The sequence below is a fragment of the Paracoccus thiocyanatus genome (assembly GCF_900156255.1).
GTDB lineage: Bacteria > Pseudomonadota > Alphaproteobacteria > Rhodobacterales > Rhodobacteraceae > Paracoccus > Paracoccus thiocyanatus.
Genome location: NZ_FTMK01000018.1, coordinates 24,652 through 43,104, shown reverse-complemented (window position 1 = coordinate 43,104; position 18,453 = coordinate 24,652). Strand labels below are relative to the sequence as shown.

General features: G+C 67.2%; 23 protein-coding genes. 14 read left to right on the top strand and 9 right to left on the bottom strand.

The genetic code is table 11. From position 1 onward, the window contains the following. Positions 1-27 precede the first annotated feature (27 nt). The 7 genes from F3H32_RS13035 to F3H32_RS13005 all read left to right on the top strand — a co-directional run bounded on the left by F3H32_RS13035 (position 28) and on the right by F3H32_RS13005 (position 6,115). The gene (locus tag F3H32_RS13035) at positions 28-663 is read left to right on the top strand and encodes an ATP-dependent Clp protease proteolytic subunit (protein ID WP_149766239.1); all 636 of its coding nucleotides are present in this window, start codon (positions 28-30) and stop codon (positions 661-663) included. Then, positions 660-1,193 (top strand): GNAT family N-acetyltransferase, encoded by a 534-nt coding sequence (locus F3H32_RS13030; protein ID WP_149766238.1) that lies wholly within the window; start codon positions 660-662, stop codon positions 1,191-1,193. The genes F3H32_RS13035 and F3H32_RS13030 overlap by 4 nt, the downstream gene beginning before the upstream one ends. Continuing rightward, positions 1,177-2,016 carry an S-formylglutathione hydrolase gene (gene fghA, locus F3H32_RS13025; RefSeq protein WP_149766237.1) on the top strand — a complete coding sequence of 280 codons (840 nt, stop codon included), beginning with the start codon at positions 1,177-1,179 and terminating at the stop codon, positions 2,014-2,016. The genes F3H32_RS13030 and fghA overlap by 17 nt, the downstream gene beginning before the upstream one ends. A 189-nt stretch (positions 2,017-2,205) precedes the next feature. Then, a complete protein-coding gene (locus tag F3H32_RS13020) occupies positions 2,206-4,008 on the top strand; it encodes a methanol/ethanol family PQQ-dependent dehydrogenase (protein ID WP_149766236.1) in 1,803 nt (600 codons plus the stop codon). 99 nt (positions 4,009-4,107) lie between these two features. Continuing rightward, entirely contained in the window at positions 4,108-4,782 is a 675-nt protein-coding gene (locus F3H32_RS17930) for a c-type cytochrome, methanol metabolism-related (RefSeq protein WP_149766235.1), read from the top strand. Further along, positions 4,779-5,588 carry a substrate-binding domain-containing protein gene (locus F3H32_RS13010; RefSeq protein ID WP_149766234.1) on the top strand — a complete coding sequence of 270 codons (810 nt, stop codon included), beginning with the start codon at positions 4,779-4,781 and terminating at the stop codon, positions 5,586-5,588. Before F3H32_RS17930 ends, F3H32_RS13010 begins: the two co-directional genes overlap by 4 nt. Then, complete coding sequence (locus F3H32_RS13005; protein WP_149766233.1) at positions 5,585-6,115, top strand: PQQ-dependent catabolism-associated CXXCW motif protein; 531 nt, start codon at positions 5,585-5,587, stop codon at positions 6,113-6,115. Before F3H32_RS13010 ends, F3H32_RS13005 begins: the two co-directional genes overlap by 4 nt. On the opposite strand, the gene F3H32_RS13000 is transcribed toward F3H32_RS13005, so the two are convergent. The 3 genes from F3H32_RS13000 to F3H32_RS12990 are packed head-to-tail and all read right to left on the bottom strand — an operon-like array spanning position 6,096 to position 8,083. After that, positions 6,096-7,013: a YncE family protein gene (locus F3H32_RS13000; protein WP_149766232.1), complete on the bottom strand. Its 918-nt coding sequence runs from the start codon at positions 7,011-7,013 to the stop codon at positions 6,096-6,098. The two genes, F3H32_RS13005 and F3H32_RS13000, sit on opposite strands and share 20 nt — an antisense overlap. Further along, on the bottom strand, positions 7,010-7,561 hold the full coding sequence (locus tag F3H32_RS12995) for an SRPBCC family protein (RefSeq protein WP_149766231.1): 552 nt from the start codon (positions 7,559-7,561) through the stop codon (positions 7,010-7,012). Before F3H32_RS12995 ends, F3H32_RS13000 begins: the two co-directional genes overlap by 4 nt. 3 nt (positions 7,562-7,564) lie before the next feature. Beyond that, positions 7,565-8,083, bottom strand: a complete 519-nt coding sequence (locus tag F3H32_RS12990) for a DUF3280 domain-containing protein (protein ID WP_223191445.1) — start codon at positions 8,081-8,083, stop codon at positions 7,565-7,567. A gap of 190 nt (positions 8,084-8,273) precedes the next feature. On the opposite strand from F3H32_RS12990, the gene F3H32_RS12985 reads away from it, so the two are divergent. From F3H32_RS12985 to mobA, 7 genes are all read left to right on the top strand, one after another. Next, positions 8,274-9,422, top strand: a complete 1,149-nt coding sequence (locus F3H32_RS12985; protein ID WP_223191444.1) for an ABC transporter substrate-binding protein — start codon at positions 8,274-8,276, stop codon at positions 9,420-9,422. A gap of 8 nt (positions 9,423-9,430) precedes the next feature. After that, positions 9,431-10,402, top strand: a complete 972-nt coding sequence (locus F3H32_RS12980) for a YVTN family beta-propeller repeat protein (protein ID WP_149766228.1) — start codon at positions 9,431-9,433, stop codon at positions 10,400-10,402. A gap of 222 nt (positions 10,403-10,624) precedes the next feature. Further along, positions 10,625-10,999, top strand: a complete 375-nt coding sequence (locus tag F3H32_RS12975; RefSeq protein ID WP_394349621.1) for a cupredoxin domain-containing protein — start codon at positions 10,625-10,627, stop codon at positions 10,997-10,999. 43 nt (positions 11,000-11,042) lie between these two features. Beyond that, positions 11,043-11,762, top strand: coding sequence for an ABC transporter ATP-binding protein (locus tag F3H32_RS12970; protein WP_149766226.1), 720 nt, complete (start codon positions 11,043-11,045; stop codon positions 11,760-11,762). Then, the gene (locus F3H32_RS12965; protein WP_149766225.1) at positions 11,759-12,577 is read left to right on the top strand and encodes an ABC transporter permease; all 819 of its coding nucleotides are present in this window, start codon (positions 11,759-11,761) and stop codon (positions 12,575-12,577) included. The genes F3H32_RS12970 and F3H32_RS12965 overlap by 4 nt, the downstream gene beginning before the upstream one ends. After that, a complete protein-coding gene (locus F3H32_RS12960) occupies positions 12,574-13,176 on the top strand; it encodes a hypothetical protein (RefSeq protein WP_149766224.1) in 603 nt (200 codons plus the stop codon). Before F3H32_RS12965 ends, F3H32_RS12960 begins: the two co-directional genes overlap by 4 nt. Beyond that, positions 13,173-13,775 carry a molybdenum cofactor guanylyltransferase MobA gene (gene mobA, locus F3H32_RS12955; protein ID WP_149766223.1) on the top strand — a complete coding sequence of 201 codons (603 nt, stop codon included), beginning with the start codon at positions 13,173-13,175 and terminating at the stop codon, positions 13,773-13,775. Before F3H32_RS12960 ends, mobA begins: the two co-directional genes overlap by 4 nt. Here the strand turns inward: mobA and F3H32_RS12950 are convergent. From F3H32_RS12950 to F3H32_RS12925, 6 genes are read right to left on the bottom strand one after another with little or no spacing between them, the layout of a single operon-like run. Beyond that, entirely contained in the window at positions 13,772-14,503 is a 732-nt protein-coding gene (locus F3H32_RS12950; protein WP_149766222.1) for an ABC transporter permease, read from the bottom strand. The genes mobA and F3H32_RS12950 overlap by 4 nt on opposite strands. Then, a complete protein-coding gene (locus F3H32_RS12945; RefSeq protein WP_149766221.1) occupies positions 14,500-15,291 on the bottom strand; it encodes an ABC transporter ATP-binding protein in 792 nt (263 codons plus the stop codon). The genes F3H32_RS12950 and F3H32_RS12945 overlap by 4 nt, the downstream gene beginning before the upstream one ends. Beyond that, positions 15,288-15,962: a TenA family protein gene (locus F3H32_RS12940; protein ID WP_149766220.1), complete on the bottom strand. Its 675-nt coding sequence runs from the start codon at positions 15,960-15,962 to the stop codon at positions 15,288-15,290. Before F3H32_RS12940 ends, F3H32_RS12945 begins: the two co-directional genes overlap by 4 nt. Then, a complete protein-coding gene (locus tag F3H32_RS12935) occupies positions 15,959-16,900 on the bottom strand; it encodes an ABC transporter substrate-binding protein (protein WP_149766219.1) in 942 nt (313 codons plus the stop codon). The genes F3H32_RS12940 and F3H32_RS12935 overlap by 4 nt, the downstream gene beginning before the upstream one ends. After that, complete coding sequence (locus F3H32_RS12930) at positions 16,900-17,877, bottom strand: HesA/MoeB/ThiF family protein (RefSeq protein WP_149766218.1); 978 nt, start codon at positions 17,875-17,877, stop codon at positions 16,900-16,902. The genes F3H32_RS12935 and F3H32_RS12930 overlap by 1 nt, the downstream gene beginning before the upstream one ends. Next, positions 17,856-18,452: a thiamine phosphate synthase gene (locus F3H32_RS12925; RefSeq protein WP_149766217.1), complete on the bottom strand. Its 597-nt coding sequence runs from the start codon at positions 18,450-18,452 to the stop codon at positions 17,856-17,858. The genes F3H32_RS12930 and F3H32_RS12925 overlap by 22 nt, the downstream gene beginning before the upstream one ends. Between the last annotated feature and the right edge of the window lies 1 nt (position 18,453).

The window sequence follows — 18,453 nt, the reverse complement described above, 5'->3', positions numbered from 1 at the left end:
CCCGCCGTCAACATGAAAGGACCGATCATGGCACAGCACATCCGCCTGGACGACGATGACGACGATGACGATGACCGCCGCCAGGAGGGGTCGAAGGACGAAGGGCTTGGCCTGCCCGAGGGCGACAAGATCGGCAAGCTTTACTTCAAGTCGCGCACGGTGATCGTTGCCGGGGCCATTACCGACAAGCTGGCGCAGCGCACCGTCGCGCATCTGCTGGCCTTGGCCGAAGATGGCGACGCGCCGATCAACATGCTGATTTCCTCGCCCGGCGGCCATGTCGAATCGGGCGATATGATCCATGACGTGATCAAGTTCATCCGCCCCACCGTGCGGACCATCGGTTCGGGCTGGGTGGCCTCGGCCGGGGCGCTGATCTTTGTCGGCGCAGAGCGGGAAAACCGCTATTGCCTGCCCAATACCCGTTTCCTGATCCACCAGCCCTCGGGCGGGATCGGCGGCACGTCCTCGGACATGATGATCCAGGCCGAGCAGGTGCGGCTGATGCGCGACCGGCTGAACCAGATCTTCGCCGAGGCGACCGGCCAAAGCGCCGAGCGGATCGAAAAGGACACCCAGCGCGACTTCTGGCTGAACACGCAAGAGGCGCTGGATTACGGCCTTCTGGGCAAGGTCATCCGTTCGGTGGACGAGCTGGCATGACGGGCGGCGGGGCAGACATTCTGATCCGTCCCGCCACGTCCAACGATCACGAGGCGATCTGGGCCATCCTGGAACCCGCCTATCGCGCGGGGGAAACCTATTGCATCCCGCCTGACATTGGCCGCGATGAGGCGCTGGCGGACTGGTTCGCCGCGCCCTTCGCCGTCTTTCTGGCCGAACTGGGCGGGCGGGTGCTGGGCACCAGCCATGTCGGCCGCAACCGGCCCGGCCCGGCCTCCCATGTCGCCAATGCCAGCTTTGCCACCCATCCCGATGCCCGCGGCCGGGGCATTGCCGGCGCGCTGGTCGCCCAGGCCAAGGACTGGGCGCGGGCGCAGGGCTTTCGGGCGATGCAGTTCAACTTTGTCGTCGCGACCAATGCCGATGCCGTTCATTCGTGGCAGAAAGCCGGTTTCGATATTGTCGGCCGCTTGCCGGCTGCGTTTCTTCACCCCCGGCATGGCTATGTCGATGCGCTGGTCATGTTCCACGACCTGACAGAAGGGAAAAACCATGACGATGGCCTATGAAACCCTATCCGAGAACCGCTGCTTCGGCGGCATCCAGGGCGTCTATCGCCACCAGTCGCAGGCAACCGGCACGCCGATGACCTTTGCCGTCTTCCTGCCGCCCGAGGCACAGGGCGGCAAGGTGCCGGTGCTGTGGTATCTGTCGGGCCTGACCTGCACGCATGAGAATGCCATGACCAAGGCCGGTGCGCAGGAATGGGCGGCGGAATACGGCATCGCGCTGATCTTTCCCGACACCTCGCCGCGTGGCGAGGGCGTGGCCGATGACGAAGCCTATGACCTGGGGCAGGGCGCCGGCTTCTATGTCGATGCGACCGAACAGCCCTGGGCGCCGCATTTCCGCATGTGGCATTACATCACCCACGAATTGCCCGAACTGGTCTTCAACAACTTCCCGCTGGAGCGCGAGGCGCAGGGCATCACCGGCCATTCCATGGGCGGGCATGGGGCGCTGACCATCGCCATGACCTTCCCCGACCGCTACAAGTCGGTTTCGGCATTTTCGCCGATCGCGCATCCCAGCGAATCCGACTGGGGGCGCAAGCAGTTCACGGCCTATCTGGGCCAGGACCGCAGCGCCTGGGAACGCCACGATTCGACCCTGCTGATGCGCGAGCGCGGCTATCCGGGCGAGGTGCTGGTCGACCAGGGCGCAAGCGACCAGTTCCTGGATCTGCTGAAGCCCGAGGCGCTGGCCCATGCCATGGCCGAGCGTCGCCAGCCCGGCACCTTTCGCCTGCAACAGGGTTATGATCACAGCTATTTCTTTGTCCAAAGCTTCATGGGCGATCATATCCGCTGGCATGCCGAACGGCTGGGATAGGGTGGAACGGGGACTGGACCCCCTGGACAGGGGCCAATGCCCCATACCTATTGCCGAATTTCCCTAATACTTTGGTCCAAGGAAGCCCCCGGTCGCGTTGACGCAAATGCGACCGGGCCCGAACCTTTCCGCAGAAGGTGCTTGCGCAGGAGGACACGCGCAACCGCCGACATGCGGGAGGAAAAATCCATGAAAAAAGTTGTGAATGGCGCCTGTCTTGCGCTGCTCTTGTCCGGCACGGCGGCCTTGGCCAATGACAGCGTCATGGCCGCTATCGCCAAGCCCGAGCAATGGGCGATCCAGACCGGCGATTACGCGAATACGCGCTACTCGACCCTGGACCAGATCACCAAGGACAACGTCAAGGATCTGCGCGTCGCCTGGACCTTCTCGACCGGGGTGCTGCGCGGGCACGAGGGCGCGCCGCTGGTGATCGGCGACATCATGTATGTCCATACGCCGTTCCCCAACAACGTCTTTGCCCTGGACCTGAACGACAACGGCAAGATCCTGTGGCGCTATGAGCCGCAGCAGGACCCCAACGTCATCGCGGTCATGTGCTGCGACACCGTCAACCGCGGCCTGTCCTATGCCGACGGCATGATCCTGTTGGGACAGGCCGACACGACCGTGGTCGCACTGGACGCCGAGTCGGGCGAGGTGAAGTGGACCAACAAGATCGGCGATCCGGGCATCGGCGAGACGCTGACCGCGACCGTCGTGCCGATCAAGGACAAGGTCATGGTGGGGATCTCGGGCGGCGAATACGGCGTGCGCGGCCGGATGACCGCCCTGAACCTGGCCGACGGGACCGAGGCGTGGAAAGCCTATTCCACCGGCCCCGACGACGAAATGCTGGTCGATCCCGAAAAGACCACGCATCTGGGCAAGCCCATCGGCGCAGACAGCTCGCTCAACAGCTGGGAAGGCGACCAGTGGAAGATCGGCGGCGGGCCGATCTGGGGCTGGTTCTCGTATGACCCGGACCTGAACCTGGTCTATTACGGCACCGGCAACCCCTCGACCTGGAACCCCAGCCAGCGGCCGGGCGACAACAAGTGGTCGATGACCATCATGGCGCGCGATGTCGATACCGGCATGGCCAAGTGGTTCTATCAGATGACGCCGCATGATGAATGGGACTATGACGGCGTCAACGAGATGATCCTGACCAACCAGGAGTTCGACGGACAGGAACGCAAGCTCCTGACCCATTTCGACCGCAACGGCCTTGCCTATACCATGGACCGCGAAACCGGCGAATTGCTGGTCGCCGAAAAGTTCGACCCCGCGGTGAACTGGACCACCGGCGTGGACATGGACCCGAATTCGGAAACCTATGGCCGGCCGGCCGTGGTGGCCGAATATTCGACCGAACAGAATGGCGAGGACGAGAACACCACCGGCGTCTGCCCGGCCGCGCTGGGCACCAAGGACCAGCAGCCCGCCGCCTTCTCGCCCAAAACCAACCTGTTCTATGTGCCGACGAACCATGTCTGCATGGATTACGAACCCTTCCGGGTGGCCTATACGGCCGGCCAGCCCTATGTCGGCGCCACGCTGTCGATGTATCCCGCCCCCGACAGCCACGGCGGCATGGGCAACTTCATCGCCTGGGACAACATCAAGGGCGAGATCAAGTGGTCGCTTCCCGAACAGTTCTCGGTCTGGTCGGGTGCGCTGGCGACGGCGGGCGACGTGGTGTTCTACGGCACGCTGGAGGGCTATCTGAAGGCGATCGACGCCGAAACGGGCGAAGAGCTTTACAAGTTCAAGACCCCGTCGGGCATCATCGGCAACGTCATGACCTACGTCCATGACGGCAAGCAGTATGTCGGCATCCTGTCCGGTGTCGGCGGCTGGGCCGGGATCGGCCTGGCGGCGGGCCTGACCAATCCCAACGAGGGGCTTGGGGCGGTGGGCGGCTATGCCTCGCTGTCGCAATATACCGAACTGGGCGGTCAGCTGACCGTGTTCGAACTGCCCGGCTAATACTTTGGTGTAGAAATTCAAACTGTGACTCGAAACTGGCCGTTCCAGGTGTAGCTTGGGGCGGCCTTCATCTTCGGGTGACAGCCAGGGAGGATATTCATGACAAGCAAGACGACCGCCAGCCTGATGGCGATCTGTGTCGCGTATGCGGCTTGCGCCATGGCCGGGACGGCCCTTGCGCAGACTACGGGAACGGCCCTTGCGCAGACCACCGGGGCGGCCCCCGCACAGGCCGGGGCAGGGGCCGCCGCCGCCGTTTCGGGCGACGCCGCCGAGCAGCCCGCCGCCGAGGCCCCGGCCCCGGCGCAGGCATCCGCCACGCTGCCCAATGGCCAGGAGATCGCCGCGGACCATATGGAAAACGGTCGCTGGTATACGGCCGAGGACATCCCGACCTTCAAGATATCCGATGACGGCACGGTGGATTGGGCGACATTCTCGGGCTATCGCCGCTATTCGGCGGAATGCCATGTCTGCCACGGCCCGGACGGCGAAGGCTCGACCTATGCCCCGGCGCTGAAGACCTCGGTGCTCAATATGGGCTATTACGATTTCCTGGAAATCGCCGCCTCGGGCAAGCAAGAGGTCAACACGACCGCCAACCTGGTCATGCCGGCCTTTGGCACCAACCGCAACGTCTGGTGCTATATCGACGACATCTATGCCTATCTGGTGGCGCGGGGCGTGGGCGACCTGCCGCGCGGCCGTCCGGCGAAAAAGGAAAGCAAGTCCGACGAATTTGCCGCGCAGGAAGATTCCTGCATGAGCGGATGAGGCGCGCCCTCATCCTGGCCGCGCTGCTGGCCGGCGCGCTGCCGGCCGCGGCGCAAGTCGCCGACCTGCGCTCCAAGACCGAGTTTCGGGTCTGCGCCGATCCCGCCGCCGTGCCGATGTCGTCCGAGGACGGCCAGGGCTTCGAAAACCGCATCGCCCAGCTTTTCGCCGAAAAGCTGGGCGTGCCCGTCGCCTATACCTGGTTTCCGCAGGGTCCGGGCTTTATCCGCAAGACCCTGCGCGCCGGGCTGTGCGACGTCGTCATCGGCTATGCCCAGGGCGACGAGATGGTGCAGAACACCAACCATTACTATACCTCGGCCTATGGCATCGTGACGCGCAAGGACAGCCCGCTGGCCGCGGTCCAGGTGCTGGAGGATCCGGCGCTTAGGGATCATCCCATCGGCGTGGTGGCGGGCACGCCGCCCGCGACCAACCTGGCGCGGGCCGGCCTGGCCAAGAACATGCGCGGCTGGGATCTGTTCGTGGATCGCCGGACCGAGGACCCGGTGGGCGACATGCTGGCACAGGTCAAGTCGGGGGAACTGGCGGCCGCGGTGATCTGGGGCCCTCTGGCCGGCCCGCTGGTCAAGCAGGATCCCGAATTGCAGTTCACGCCGCTGCTGGGGGAAACCTCGGGGCCGCGGATGTTCTATCGCATCACCATGGGGGTGCGGCTGGGCGAGCAGGAATGGAAGCGACAGCTGAACAGCCTGATCCGCCGCCACCAGGACGAGATCGACGCCATCCTGCGCGATGCCGGTGTGCCGCTGCTGGATGATTACGGCAAGGCGCTGAAGGAATGACACGCTGGGCGGCGCTGGCAGCCTTGCTGGCTGGCGTCGCCGCCCAAGCCCAGGTGCCCGAACCGCAGGGGTTCCGGGGCGAGCCCTATCGCGCCGAAACCCCCGGCAGCCTGGCCGGCGCGCAAGTCATCGACACCGCCCAGGCGGTGGGGCTGCATCGGCAGGGCGTGCCCTTTATCGACGTGCTGCCGCGCACCGCCCGCCCGGCGGGCCTGCCCCAGGGCACGCTGTGGAACGAGCCGCCGCACCTGACCATCCCCGGCGCGACCTGGCTTTACGGCACCGGCTATGACCGGCTTTCCCCCGCCGAAGAGGCGCGGCTGGTCCAGGGGCTGGCCCGGCTGACCGGCGGCGACAAGGCGGCGCCGCTGGTGATCTTTTGCAAGCGCGGCTGCTGGATGGGCTGGAACGCCGCCAAACGCGCGGTGGCGCTGGGCTATCGCGGCGTGAACTGGTTCCCCGACGGGGTCGAGGGGTGGCAGGAACAGGGCGGCGCGCTGGAACCCGTCACTCTTGCCGGCCCGTGAACTGGCCAAAGGCCCGCGGACCGTCGGGCAGGTCGATCTCGCGCGTCACTTGCAGCGTGGCGGCGTCGATCCAGACCAGGCTGTTGGAATCCCAATGCGCCACCACCACGCCCGAACCGTCGGGCAGGGCCGCTACGCCTTCGGGATAGTCGCCCGTCTCGATCCGGTCCAGGACGTCCAGACTTTGCGGGTCGAAGACCGTCACCGTGCCGGCATATTGGTCGGTGACGAAGCCGCGCCCGCCGGCAAAGGCGATGCCATAGGGATGGCTGCCGGTCGGAACCTGGCCCAGCAGCCGGCCGGTGCCCGGCGCGATCACGCTGACCGTGTCGCCCATCACATCGGTGGTCCACAGCCGCTCGTCGTGAAAGGCCAGGGCATAGGGATGCTTGCCGACCGCGACCCGCGCCCTTAGCGCCCCGGTCCGGGCGTCGCGGATCGAAACTTGGTCGTCGTCGCGATCCGCCGTGGCGACCAGCACGCCGTTGCTGGCCACGCCCGCCGGGGCGCGGCCGGTGGGCACCTGCCAGACCGGGTCCAGCCCCGCATCCAGCCGCGTCAGCCGGTCGTTGTACCAGTCGGCGACGAACAGCCCGCCATCCGGCGCCAGGGCGATGCCGAATGTGCCCTCGGGCAGCGGCTTGCTGCGGATCACCCGGCCGGTTTCGTCCAGCACGCTCAGCCGGCCCGTCTCGGCCGAGATGACAAAGGCCCGGCCGTGCCGGGCATCATAGGCGACCGGGGCGGGCGCACCGCCGACCGGCGTTTCCGCCAGCACAGCGCCGCTTTCCAGATCGACGATCGAAACCCTGCCGGCGATCTGCGAGGTGACGAAGCCCAGGTCATCCGCCTGCGCCGCCGCGGCGCAGACCAGCAGCGCGGCCAAGATGCGGATCATTCCGCCGCGCCGAACCTTTCGGCCAGCGCGTCAAGCCCGGCCTGGTAAACCCCGCCGACGGCCTGGTTCGCCGCATCGTCGTTCAGTTCGGCCGGCGGGTCGTTGTTGGGATAGCCGCGATAGAAGCCGCCCTTCCAATGCACCAGGGCCTTGCCGCCCTCGTCCTTGACGCACAGGGTCGATGCGTAGTTCGTGACTGGCAGAACCGTCACCTCGACCGCCTGGATGCGATAGGCATAGCAGCGTTTTTCAGGCTGCCATTTCGACAGGACCTCGGTGATGGTCGGATCGCCGGCGTCGGATTTCAGATGCAGCACGCGGGTGGATTTTTCGGGCTGGTCGGCGGTGCCGTCGCCGGTCAGCTCCAGGCTGGTGATGGCGGGATGCCAGCTCATGTCGTCGAACCGGCCGATCACGGCCCAGACCTCGTCGGGCGTGGCGTCCAGCCTTTGCTGCATTTCCAGCTTCAGCCGCGCGGGTCCATGCGCCTGCGCCGCCGGAGCCAGCGCCATGGCCGTCCCCAGCGTCAGGGCCAGCAGTCGAATCATCCGTCATTCCTCCCGAAAGATGATGTTTTTCAAAAGATAAAGATAACCGCGGCGAAAGCTTTCGTCGGTATTGCCGCGAATATCGACCACGCCGGCACGCAGCGTTTCGCCGCTTTCCGCGTCGCGCAGGTAAAGGTTCAGCGTCAGGATCAGGTTCGAGACCTTCTGCACCTCGCCCGAGATGGCGTAATGCGCGCCCATCTGCCGCGCGATGCGGCTGTCACTGCCATTGGATTTGGTCGGATTCTTGATCTGCGCCACCTGTTCGGCAGGCGGCGCCATCAGGGTAAAGCCGCGGGCCTGCAAATCCTGGGCGATCACGTCTTCGGCGGTCTGGATGCGGCGGGCCTCGTCCTCGCGCGCGCCGTTGATCGCGCCTTCGGTCGAGGTGTCGATCAGATGCAGGCCAAACCAGGCGGCGGTGCCGGGCGGCGGCGGTCCGTGATCTTGCGGGTCCGCCCCGGCGCCCGATCCGGTCAGGGCGGCAACGCAGGCGATCAGGATGAGCCGCGAAAATGCCATGGCCGGACAATGCGCGCGGCCGGCCAGCCCGTCCATAGGACGAAAGTCCCTAAGACTTAGGTATCAGGTGATTTTCCCCGGTGAAATCAGGGGGATTTGCCGGGTTGGCGCAAGTCGATCCGCCCGTCATGATGCAGGCGGGAGGACGGCCGTGAAACGCAGAATCATCATACTTTTGGCTGGATTGTCCATGGCTGCCCCGGCCTTGGGACAAAATGCCGCAGAAACGCAAGCCGTGCGCGCGGCGGTGCTGCGGGTGGACGTGCCGCATCTGCCGCCGATCTCGCGGCTGGATGCCGCGCCCCAGGATCTGGGCTTTGCCGGTGCGCGGCTCGCCATCGAGGACAACGACACCACCGGCCGCTTCATGGGCCAGGATTTCGAGGCGCTGGAGATCACCGCCACGCCCGAGACGGCGGCGGCCGAGATGGACAAGCTGCTGGCCCAGGGCATCCCCTTTATCGTCACCCTGGCCGATGACGCGCAGACGCTGGCGCTGGCCGACCAGGCCGGCGACCGGGCGCTGGTGCTGAACGCGCGGGCGCGCGGCGACGGGCTGCGCGGCAAGGATTGCCGCTTCAACGTGATCCATGCCGCGCCCAGCCATGCCATGCTGGCCGATGCGCTGGCGCAGTTCCTGATGTGGAAGCAATGGCCCGACTGGTTCCTGATCGCCGGCAGTCACCCCGAAGACGTGGCGCTGGCCGATGCCTATCGCCGCGCCGCCGCCAAGTTCGGCGCGAAGATCGTCGAGGAACGGACCTATGAGGATACCGGCGGCAGCCGGCGCAGCGACAGCGGCCATGTGCAGGTCCAGCAGCAGATGCCGGTCTTTACCCAGCGCGCCGCCGATCATGACGTGGTGATCGCGGCGGATGAGAACGGCGTCTTTGCCGACTGGCTGCCCTATGCGACCTGGGATCCGCGCCCGGTCGCCGGCTCGGCCGGGCTGGTGCCGCGGTCCTGGGCGCCTTCGCTGGAAGCCTGGGGCGCGACGCAGTTCCAGAACCGTTTCGAAAAGCTTGCCGGCCGCCCGATCCGCGAAGAGGATTACCAGACCTGGGTCGCATTGCGCATGATCGGCGAGGCGGCGACGCGCACGCAAAGCACCGATCCCGCCGCGCTGAAGGACTTCATGCTGTCCGAGAATTTCGAGGTCGCGGGCTTCAAGGGCCAAAAGCTGACCCTGCGCGACTGGGACCACCAGTTGCGCCAGCCGATCCTGTTGGCCACGGGTTCCGTCACCGCCTCGGTCAGCCCGCAGGACCAGTATCTGCACCAAAGCTCGGCGCTGGACACGCTTGGCTTCGACCGTCCCGAAACCGAATGCAAATTCTGAGGCCGAAGATGAAAGTTTCAACCGCCATCCTGACCTCGGCGCTGTGCCTTGGTTTCGCCCTGCCTGGCGCGGCCAACCGGGTCTTTGTCAGCAACGAAAAGGGCAATGACGTCACCGTGCTGGACAGCGACACGCTGGAGGTGATCGGCACCTATCCGGTCGGCGCCCGCCCGCGCGGCATCACCATCAGCCCCGACGGCAAGGAACTTTACGTCTGCGCCTCGGATGACGACCTGGTGCGGGTCTTCAACCCCGAGACGATGGAGGAGACGCATACCCTGCCTTCCGGCCCCGACCCGGAACTGTTCGTGCTGCACCCTTCGGGCAACCCGCTTTACATCGCGAACGAGGACGACAACCTCGTGACCGTGGTCGATACCCAGACCCACAAGGTGCTGGCCGAAATCCCGGTCGGCGTCGAGCCCGAAGGCATGGGCGTCAGCCCCGACGGCAAGGTGGTCATCAACACCTCGGAAACCACCAACATGGCGCATTTCATCGACAGCGAAAGCTTCGAGATCTTTGCCAACGTTCTGGTGGATTCGCGCCCGCGCTTTGCCCAGTTCAACGATGCCGGGACCAAGCTTTACGTCAGTTCGGAAATCGGCGGCACGGTCAGCGTGATCGACCCCGAAACCCAGCAGATCGTCAAGAAGATCAGCTTTGAAATCCCCGGCGTCCTGCCCGAGGCGATCCAGCCGGTCGGCGTGCGCGTGACCGGCGACGGCAGCAAGGTCTTTGTCGCCTTGGGTCCCGCCAACCGCGTCGCCGTGATCGACGGCGAAACGGACGAGGTCCAGGATTACCTGCTGGTCGGCCAGCGCGTCTGGCAGATGGCCTTTACCCCGGACGAAAAATACCTGTTCACCACCAACGGCAATTCCAACGATGTCTCGGTGATCGACGTGGCGGCGCTGAAGGTCGTCAAATCCTTGCCCGTGGGCCAGCAGCCCTGGGGCGTGGTCGTCGCGCCCAACTGACACACCCAGAGGGAGAAAAGAACCATGACCCGTTTGCTGACCATCCTGTTCATCATGGCCGGACTGGCCGCGCCCGCGACGGCCCAGGACGCCGCGCCCGCCGCGGAACCCCAGGCCGGCGCCGCGGCCGAGGGCGCCGCCCCCGCCGCCACCGAAGAGGATGACGACGACGATGAAGATGGCGCGGCGACCGCCGAAGAAGGCGTGCACGAGGCCGGCTCGATGTTCGATTTCGGCTTTTCGGGCATCATGGCGCGCGACAACCGGACCCAGCTTGCGCCGCTGACACTCGCCTCGGGCAAGCCGGTGGCGGGCGCGGAATACAAGCTGAAATCCGGCGGCTTCTACCGCATCGACATCAATGCCGACGGCAGCCAGGAGCTGGCACTGTCGGGCGGCGATTTCTTCCGCGCCGTCTGGATCAACGAAATCGTCATCAACGATATCGAGATCCGGCCGATGGGCGTGCATTCGCTTGAATTCGACGATGCCGGCACCGCCACGATCAGCTTTATCGCCGTCGTGCCGGGCCGCTATACGCTGTCGATCCCCGGCAGCCAGGGCGAAACGCAGCAGGCGGTGTTCAACATCCAATAAGGAAGACGGGCGGGGCGCGCGCACATGCCCCGCCCTTTGCCAGATGCCGCAGGACGCGCTTTCCATCCAGAATGTCAGCCACAGCTTTGGCCGCTTTCAGGCGCTGAAGGACGTGTCGCTGACCGTGCCGCGCGGCGGGTTCACCGCGCTTCTTGGCGTGAACGGCGCCGGCAAGACCACGCTGTTTTCGCTGATCACCCGGCTTTACGCCAACCGCTCGGGCCGGATCGAGGTGGCGGGCCACGACCTGCACCGCCAGCCCGGCGCGGCGCTGGCGCGGCTGGGGGTGGTGTTTCAGTCCCGCGCGCTGGATGCCGACCTGACCGTGGCACAGAACCTGGAATATCACGCCGCGCTGCACGGCATTCCCCGGCGCGAGGCGCGGGCGCGCAGCCTTGAGGTGCTGGCCCAGGTCGAGCTGTCGGACCGGCTGCATGCCAGGGTCTCGGCGCTGTCGGGCGGCCAGAGCCGGCGGGCCGAGATTGCCCGCGCCCTGATCCACCGCCCCGAAATCCTGCTGCTGGACGAGCCCACGGTGGGCCTGGACGTGAAATCCCGCGCCGAGGTGGTGGCGCTGACCCGCGAATTGACGCGGGGCGGGGTCTCGGCGCTGTGGGCCACGCATATCCTGGACGAGATCGGCCCCGAGGACGGGCTGGTCATCCTGCACAAGGGCCAGGTGCTGGCCCGCGGCAATGCCGGCGCCATCGGCGGCGACGACCTGACCGCCGCCTTCCTGCGCCTGACCGGAGAGGCGGCATGAGCCATCGCCTGACCCCGCGCATGTGGCTGACCGCATTCCTGGGCATCGCCCGGCGCGAGACCCTGCGCTTCGTCAACCAGCGCGGCCGGTTCCTGGCGGCGCTGGTGCGGCCGCTGGTCTGGCTGTTCATCTTTGCCGCCGGGTTTCGCGCCGTGCTGGGCCTGTCGATCACGCCGCCCTACCAGACCTATGTGCTTTACGAGGTCTATGTGACCCCCGGCCTTTGCGCGATGATCCAGCTATTCAACGGCATGCAAAGTTCGCTTTCCATGGTCCATGACCGCGAGACGGGGGCGATGCGCACCCTGCTGGTCAGCCCGTTTCCGCGCTGGTTCCTGCTGGGGGCCAAGCTGGTCGCCGGGGTGATCGTGTCGATCATCCAGGTCTATGCCTTCCTGGCCATCGCCTGGTTCTGGGACGTGCAGCCGCCCGCCATCGGCTATCTGGCGGTGCTGCCGGCGCTGTTTTTGTCGGGGCTGATGCTGGGGGCGCTGGGGCTGTTCCTGTCATCCGCCATCCGCCAGCTTGAGAACTTCGCCGGGGTGATGAACTTTGTCATCTTCCCGATGTTCTTTGCCTCCAGCGCGCTTTACCCGCTATGGCGGATGAACGAAAGTTCGCCGCTGCTGCATGACATCTGCGCGGCCAATCCCTTCACCCATGCGGTTGAGTTGATCCGCTTTGCCCTTTACGGGCGCTTCGATCTGCTGTCCTTCTTGGTGGTGTCGGGCTGCCTGATCCTGTTCTTTGCAGGGGCGGTCATCATGTATGACCCGGCCAAGGGGCTGTGGGCCCGACGAAAGGGGGGAGCATGAGATACCTGGTTCTGGCGCTATGCGTCGCCGCGACGGGGGTCGCGGGGGCGGCGCAGGCGGAAAGCGGCACCGATCCCGACTGGCCCTGCGTGCAGCGCAAGCAGCCGCATCTGTCGCTGGGCCAGATGTGGAGCGGGCCTGAACCCGACGAGGCGGTGGGGGAACTTGCCCGCACGCCCAAGATCGCCGCCCTGGCCGACCGGCTGGAGCAGCGCCGCCTGCCGCTGGAAGAAGCCGAAGCCGAGATCGCGGAATTTGCCAAGACCGCCGACGACCGGCAATTGACCGCGCTGATGGTGGCGATCTTCGACCGGGTCGAGCCGCATCGCGCCGCGCTGATCGCCGGTATCGCGCGCTATGGTCACAAGCAGGTCGATCTGGCACAAAGGATCGACGCCCATCGCCAGAAGATGGAACAGCTGCAACAGGCCGAAGCGCCGGATTTCGACGCCGTCGATGCCCAAGAGGAACAGTTGGACTGGGATATGCGCATCTTTCAGGACCGCCAGCAGGCGCTGACCTATGTCTGCGAGACGCCGGTGATCCTGGAGCAGCGGGTCTTTGCCCTGGCCCGCGCCATCGCGGCGGGCCTGGAATGAGCGCGGCCCCCGCCGTCATCCTGGCCGGGGGGCTGTCGCGCCGCATGGGCGGCGGCAACAAGGCGCTGCGGATGCTGGCGGGCGAAACCTTGCTGGCGCGGGTGATCGCCCGGCTGGCGCCGCAATGCGGGCGGCTGGCGATCAATGCCAATGGCGATCCGGGGGCCTTTGCGGAATACGGGCTGCCGGTGATCGCGGACGGCATCGCGGGCTTTGCCGGGCCGCTGGCCGGGGTGCTGGCCGGCATGGAATGGGCCGCGGATCAGGGGGCGGACAGCGTCGTCAGCGTCAGCGTCGACACGCCGTTCCTGCCCCAGGACCTGGTGCATCGGCTGTTCGAGGCGCGCGGTCGTTCCGGCATGGCCATCGCCGCCAGTTCCGGTGACGGCGGGCGGCTGCGCGACCACCCGACCTGCGCGCTGTGGCCGGTGGCGCTGGCCCCGGAACTGCGCGAGGCGCTGGAATCCGGGCTGCACCGGGTCGGCCAGTTCGCGGCCGCGCATGATCCGGGACGGGCGGTCTTTGACAGCCGGCCGCTGGACCCATTCCTGAACCTGAACACGCCCGAGGACCTGGCCCGCGCCGCGCGCCTGGTCTAGACGCCATAGCGGCCGAGCAGCCGGTGCAGCGCGATGGCGACGGCCTTGGCGAAAATCACCGTCAACACCGACAGCACCAGCAGGGCGGCAAAGACCAGGTCGGTCTTCATCCTTCCGTTGGCATGGATCATCAGCGCGCCCAGGCCGCGGGCGCCGCCGACCCATTCGCCGATCACCGCCCCGATCGGGGCATAGACCGCCGCCAGCCGCAACCCGGTCGCCAGTCCGGGCAGCGCCGCCGGGATGCGCAGGTGGCGCATGATGCGGACGCGGCCGGCGCCCATCACCTGCGCCAGGTCCAGCGCCGCCTGCGGCGTGCGCATCAGCCCGTCCAGAAAGGCGCTGGCCACCGGGAAGAACACGATCAGCACCGTCATGGCGATCTTGGGCGCCATGCCGAAGCCCAGCCACAGCGTCAGGATCGGCGCCAGGGCAAAGACCGGGATGGTCTGGCTGAAGGTCAGGATCGGCCGCAGCACTCCGGTCAGCTTTTGCGAAAACCCCATCGCCACCGCCAGCGCCGCGCCCAGGGTCGCGCCCAGGGTGAAGCCCAGCGCCACCTCGGCCAGGGTGAAGCCGGCATGGCGGGCGATTTCGGCGCGGTTGATCCACAGCGCATCAAGCACCGCGGCCGGCGAGGGCAGCAGAAAGGGCGGCATGTCGCCCAGCCAGATAATGCCCTGCCACAGCATCAGCACGGTGACGACCAGCAGCATGGCGGTTTTCATGCCATCATTCCCCGCATCAGTTCGGTTTGCAGCGCCAGGACCTCGGGCGCGTCATAGGGCCGGGCGCCGCCCTGGGGACGCGGCGAGGGCGCGGGCCATTCGGTCAGCCCGGTCTCGCGCAAAAGCAGGATGCGGTCGCCCAGCCGCGCGGCCTCGGCCGGATCATGCGTGACCAAAAGCACCGTGCGGGTATCGAGCAGGCGCGCCGCCAGTTCCTGCATCTGCGCCCGCGTGCGCGCGTCGAGCGCGGAAAAGGGTTCGTCCAGCAGCACCAGCGGCCGATCCTCGAACAGGGTGCGGGCCAGGGCCACGCGCTGGCGCTGGCCGCCGGACAGGTTGGCGGGCAGGTGATGGGCGCGGTCGGCCAGGCCCACGGCCTGGATCAGATGGGCGGCGCGGGCTGCGGCGGTGGCCGGGGGCTTTGCCCCCCGCGCGTCCGGCCCCTGGTCGGGGCCGGACGCACGTCCCCCAGGATATTTGGGCACGAAAGAAGCCCGCAAGGTGCCCCGCAGCCGCGCGCCCAAGGTGACGTTGCCGGTCACGTCGAGCCAGGGGATCAGGCCGGGATCCTGCGCCATCAGGGCGACCGGGCGATCGCGTGTCACCTTGCCCTGGAAGCGCGCGCCGGTTTCCAGCCCGGCGATCAGGCGCAGCAGGGTCGATTTCCCCACCCCCGAGGGTCCGAGCAGGCAGGTCCAGCCGCCGGGCGTCAGCGCCAGGTCGACCGGCGCGAAAAGCGGCGTTTCGCCGACCCAGGCGCGGCCGCGGACGCGGGCGGCCGCCGTCATGGCCGGCCCAGGTCCCAAAACGCAGCCTCCAGCCGGGTGGCGGTGGCGAAACGATGCGATAGCGCCGGCCAGCGCGGGCTTTCCCGCGGTGCATCGCCCAGCCGCTTGCGGATGGCGCTGTCCAGAAGCGCGCCGGCCGAGGCGCAGGCCGCCTGGTACTCCGCCCCGGCATAGGTGTCGATCCATTCGCGATAGGGGGTGTCGGGCGCCGCCTCGGCCTGGAGGCGCAGGCCGATTTCGCCATAGCCGATCACGCAGGGCATCAAGGCCGCCAGCAGGTCCAGGAAATCGCCGGAATAGCCGGCTTCGAGCACGTAGCGGGTATAGGCGATATTGGTGACTGCCTCTGGCGTATCGGCCAGCGCCTTGGCATCCATGCCGGCGCGGGCGCAGGTCTGGACATGCAGGCCCATTTCATGGTCCAGAAGCGTGTGGACCGTGGCGGAACAGGCGCGCATTTCGTCAGGGTCGCCGGCCTTGACCACCGCCAGCGCCCAGGCGCGCGAGAAGTTCTTGAGGAACAGGTAGTCCTGGACCAGATAGGCCAGGAAGCCGGAATGCGGCAGCGTGCCGTCGCGCAGCCCTTCGACGAAAGGGTGGCGGGTATAGGCGTCCCAATCCGGCTGGGCCTCGGCGCGCAGGGCTGCGAAAGCGTCTCCGTAGCGGTTCATTGCGCCGCCCCCACGTCCAGCGCCAGGTCCGAGACCGGCAGCACGGCGTCCACCAGCCCGGCTTGGTGCAGGAAGGTTTCGAACCGCGCATAGCGGCCCTGGTCTAGCGCCGCCGGCGATTGCGAAAAGCGCGGCAGCGTGTCCTTCCACGCCTGGGCGTTCAGTTCGTCGCGCAGGTCGGGCGCGGTGGCCGAGAACAGCTTCCAAGCCTCGTCGGGGTGGTTGACCATGTATTGCGCGCCGCGTTCGACCGCGCTGAGCAGGCGGCGGGCCTGGTCCGTGTCCAGGTTGGCCGGGTTGGCGACGAAGATCAGCTCGTCATAGGTCGGCACGCCCTGTTCCTCGACGAAGAAACAGCGGCCCTCGGCGCCTTCCAGCCGCATCTGGGTCAGTTCGAAATTGCGATAGGCGCCGATGGTGGCATCGACCTGGCCGGCGATCAGCGCCGGCGCAAGCGACCAGTTCACGTTCACCATCTCGACATCGTCCATGGTCAGGCCGGCGGTGTCGAGGATCCGGCCGACCAGCGCCTCTTCCACGCCCGAGACGGAGTAGCCGATCTTCCTGCCCTTGAGGTCGGCGATGTCCTGCACCGGGCCGTCGGCCTTGACCATCAGGCAGTTCAGGGGCGTTGCGACCAGGGTGCCGATGCGTTTCAGCGGCAGTCCTTCATGCACTTGCAGGTGCAGTTGCGGCTGGTAGCTGATGGCGTAATCGGCCCGGCCGGCGGCGACCAGCTTGGGCGGGTCGGCGGGGTCGGCGGGGGCGACGACCTCGACCTCCAGGCCTTCGTCGGCGAAGAAGCCTTTTTCCTGGGCGACGATGATCGGGCCGTGGTCGGGGTTCACGAACCAGTCCAGGATCAGCGTGACCTTGTCCTGAGCCAGCGCGGGCTGGGCCAGGACGGCAAGGGCGGCGGCCAGGGCAACATGTTTCATCAATCGTTATCTCCTAGGGCAAGCAGGGTGATTTCGCCGTCCCAGCGCTGGGCAAGGGCGTCGGCGGCGCGCCATGAGCGCAGGCCGGAGCGGCAGGCCAGCACCACGCGGCCGCCGGGCGGGGGCAGGGGGCCGGTCGCGCCGTAATCGGGCAGGCGCAGCGCGTCGGGGGTGGCTTTCAGCGGTGCTTCGTCCTGCGGGCGCAGGTCGATGACCAGGTCGGCGGGGCGGATGTCCTGGGCGGCGACAAAGCGGGGGCCATTGGCTTCGGGCGCGGCGTCGAAGCGGAACTGGGTGAAGCGGCCATGGTCGAAGCGGGTGAATTCGCCCAGGGGCGATGGGGCCAGGCCCAGGATCAGCCGCAGCGCCATCTGCGCCTGGATGCAGCCGAGCATGCCCACCACCGGGCCCAGCACGCCGGCGGTGGCGCAGGTCTGGCCGCTGTCGGGCGGGTCGGGGAACATTGCGCGCAGGCTGGGGGCGCCCCCGCAAAAGCCCCCGACATAGCCCGAAAGCCCCAGCGCCGAGGCCGAGATCAGCGGCTTGCCCACGGCCAGGCAGGCATCCGACAGGGTGTAGCTGGCGGCATAACTGTCGGCGCAGTCCAGCACCACATCCGCCGCCGCGACCAGGGCCGGGGCGTTCCGGGGCGTCAGGCGGTCCGCCAGCGTCTCGACCCGGACGGCGGGGTTCAGCGCGGCCAGGGCCTGCGCCGCCGCCTGCACCTTGGGCTGGCCCAGGTCGGTCATGCGATAAAGCGGCTGGCGGTGCAGGTTGGTTTCCTCGACCGTGTCGGGGTCGATCAGGGTGATGCGGCCGATGCCGCTGCCGGCCAGGTATTGCAGCACCGGCACGCCAAGCGCGCCCGCGCCCACGACCAGCGCATGGGCGGCACCGATGCGGTCCTGGCCCTGGGTGCCGATTTCCGGCAGGACCATCTGGCGAGCATAGCGGTTCATGTCGTCACCCGCAGCCATTCGCGGATGCGGCCTTCGGGGTCGGGGTTCAGGGTGATGTCGGTCACGGCCGCGGCCACGTCGGCCCCGGCGGCGAATGCTTCCAGCGCGCGGTCCGGGGTCACGCCGCCGATGGCGACTAAGGGCGTCGCGCCGACCAGCCGGCGCCATTCGCGGACCCGGTCCAGCCCCTGTCGTTCCCATTTCATCTTTTTCAGGATCGTCGGCCAGACCGGCCCCAGCGCCACGTAATCGGGCCCAAGCGCCAGCGCCCGGTCCAGTTCGGCATGGTCATGGGTCGAGATGCCCAGCCGCAGCCCGGCCTTGCGGATCGCGGCGATGTCGGCCGTGTCCAGGTCCTCTTGCCCCAGGTGCAGGAAGTCGCAGCCCAGGTCGATGGCCTCGCGCCAATGGTCGTTGACGACCAGCGTAGCGCCATGGTCGCGGCACAGTTCCTGGCACAGCGCCAATTCGCCCATCAGCGGGGCGGGCGGCTGGTCCTTGATGCGGATCTGCACCAGCTTCACCCCCAGGGGCAGGGCGCGGCGCAGCCAGTCGCTGCTGTCGAAGATCGGGTAAAAGCGCGGCAATCTCATT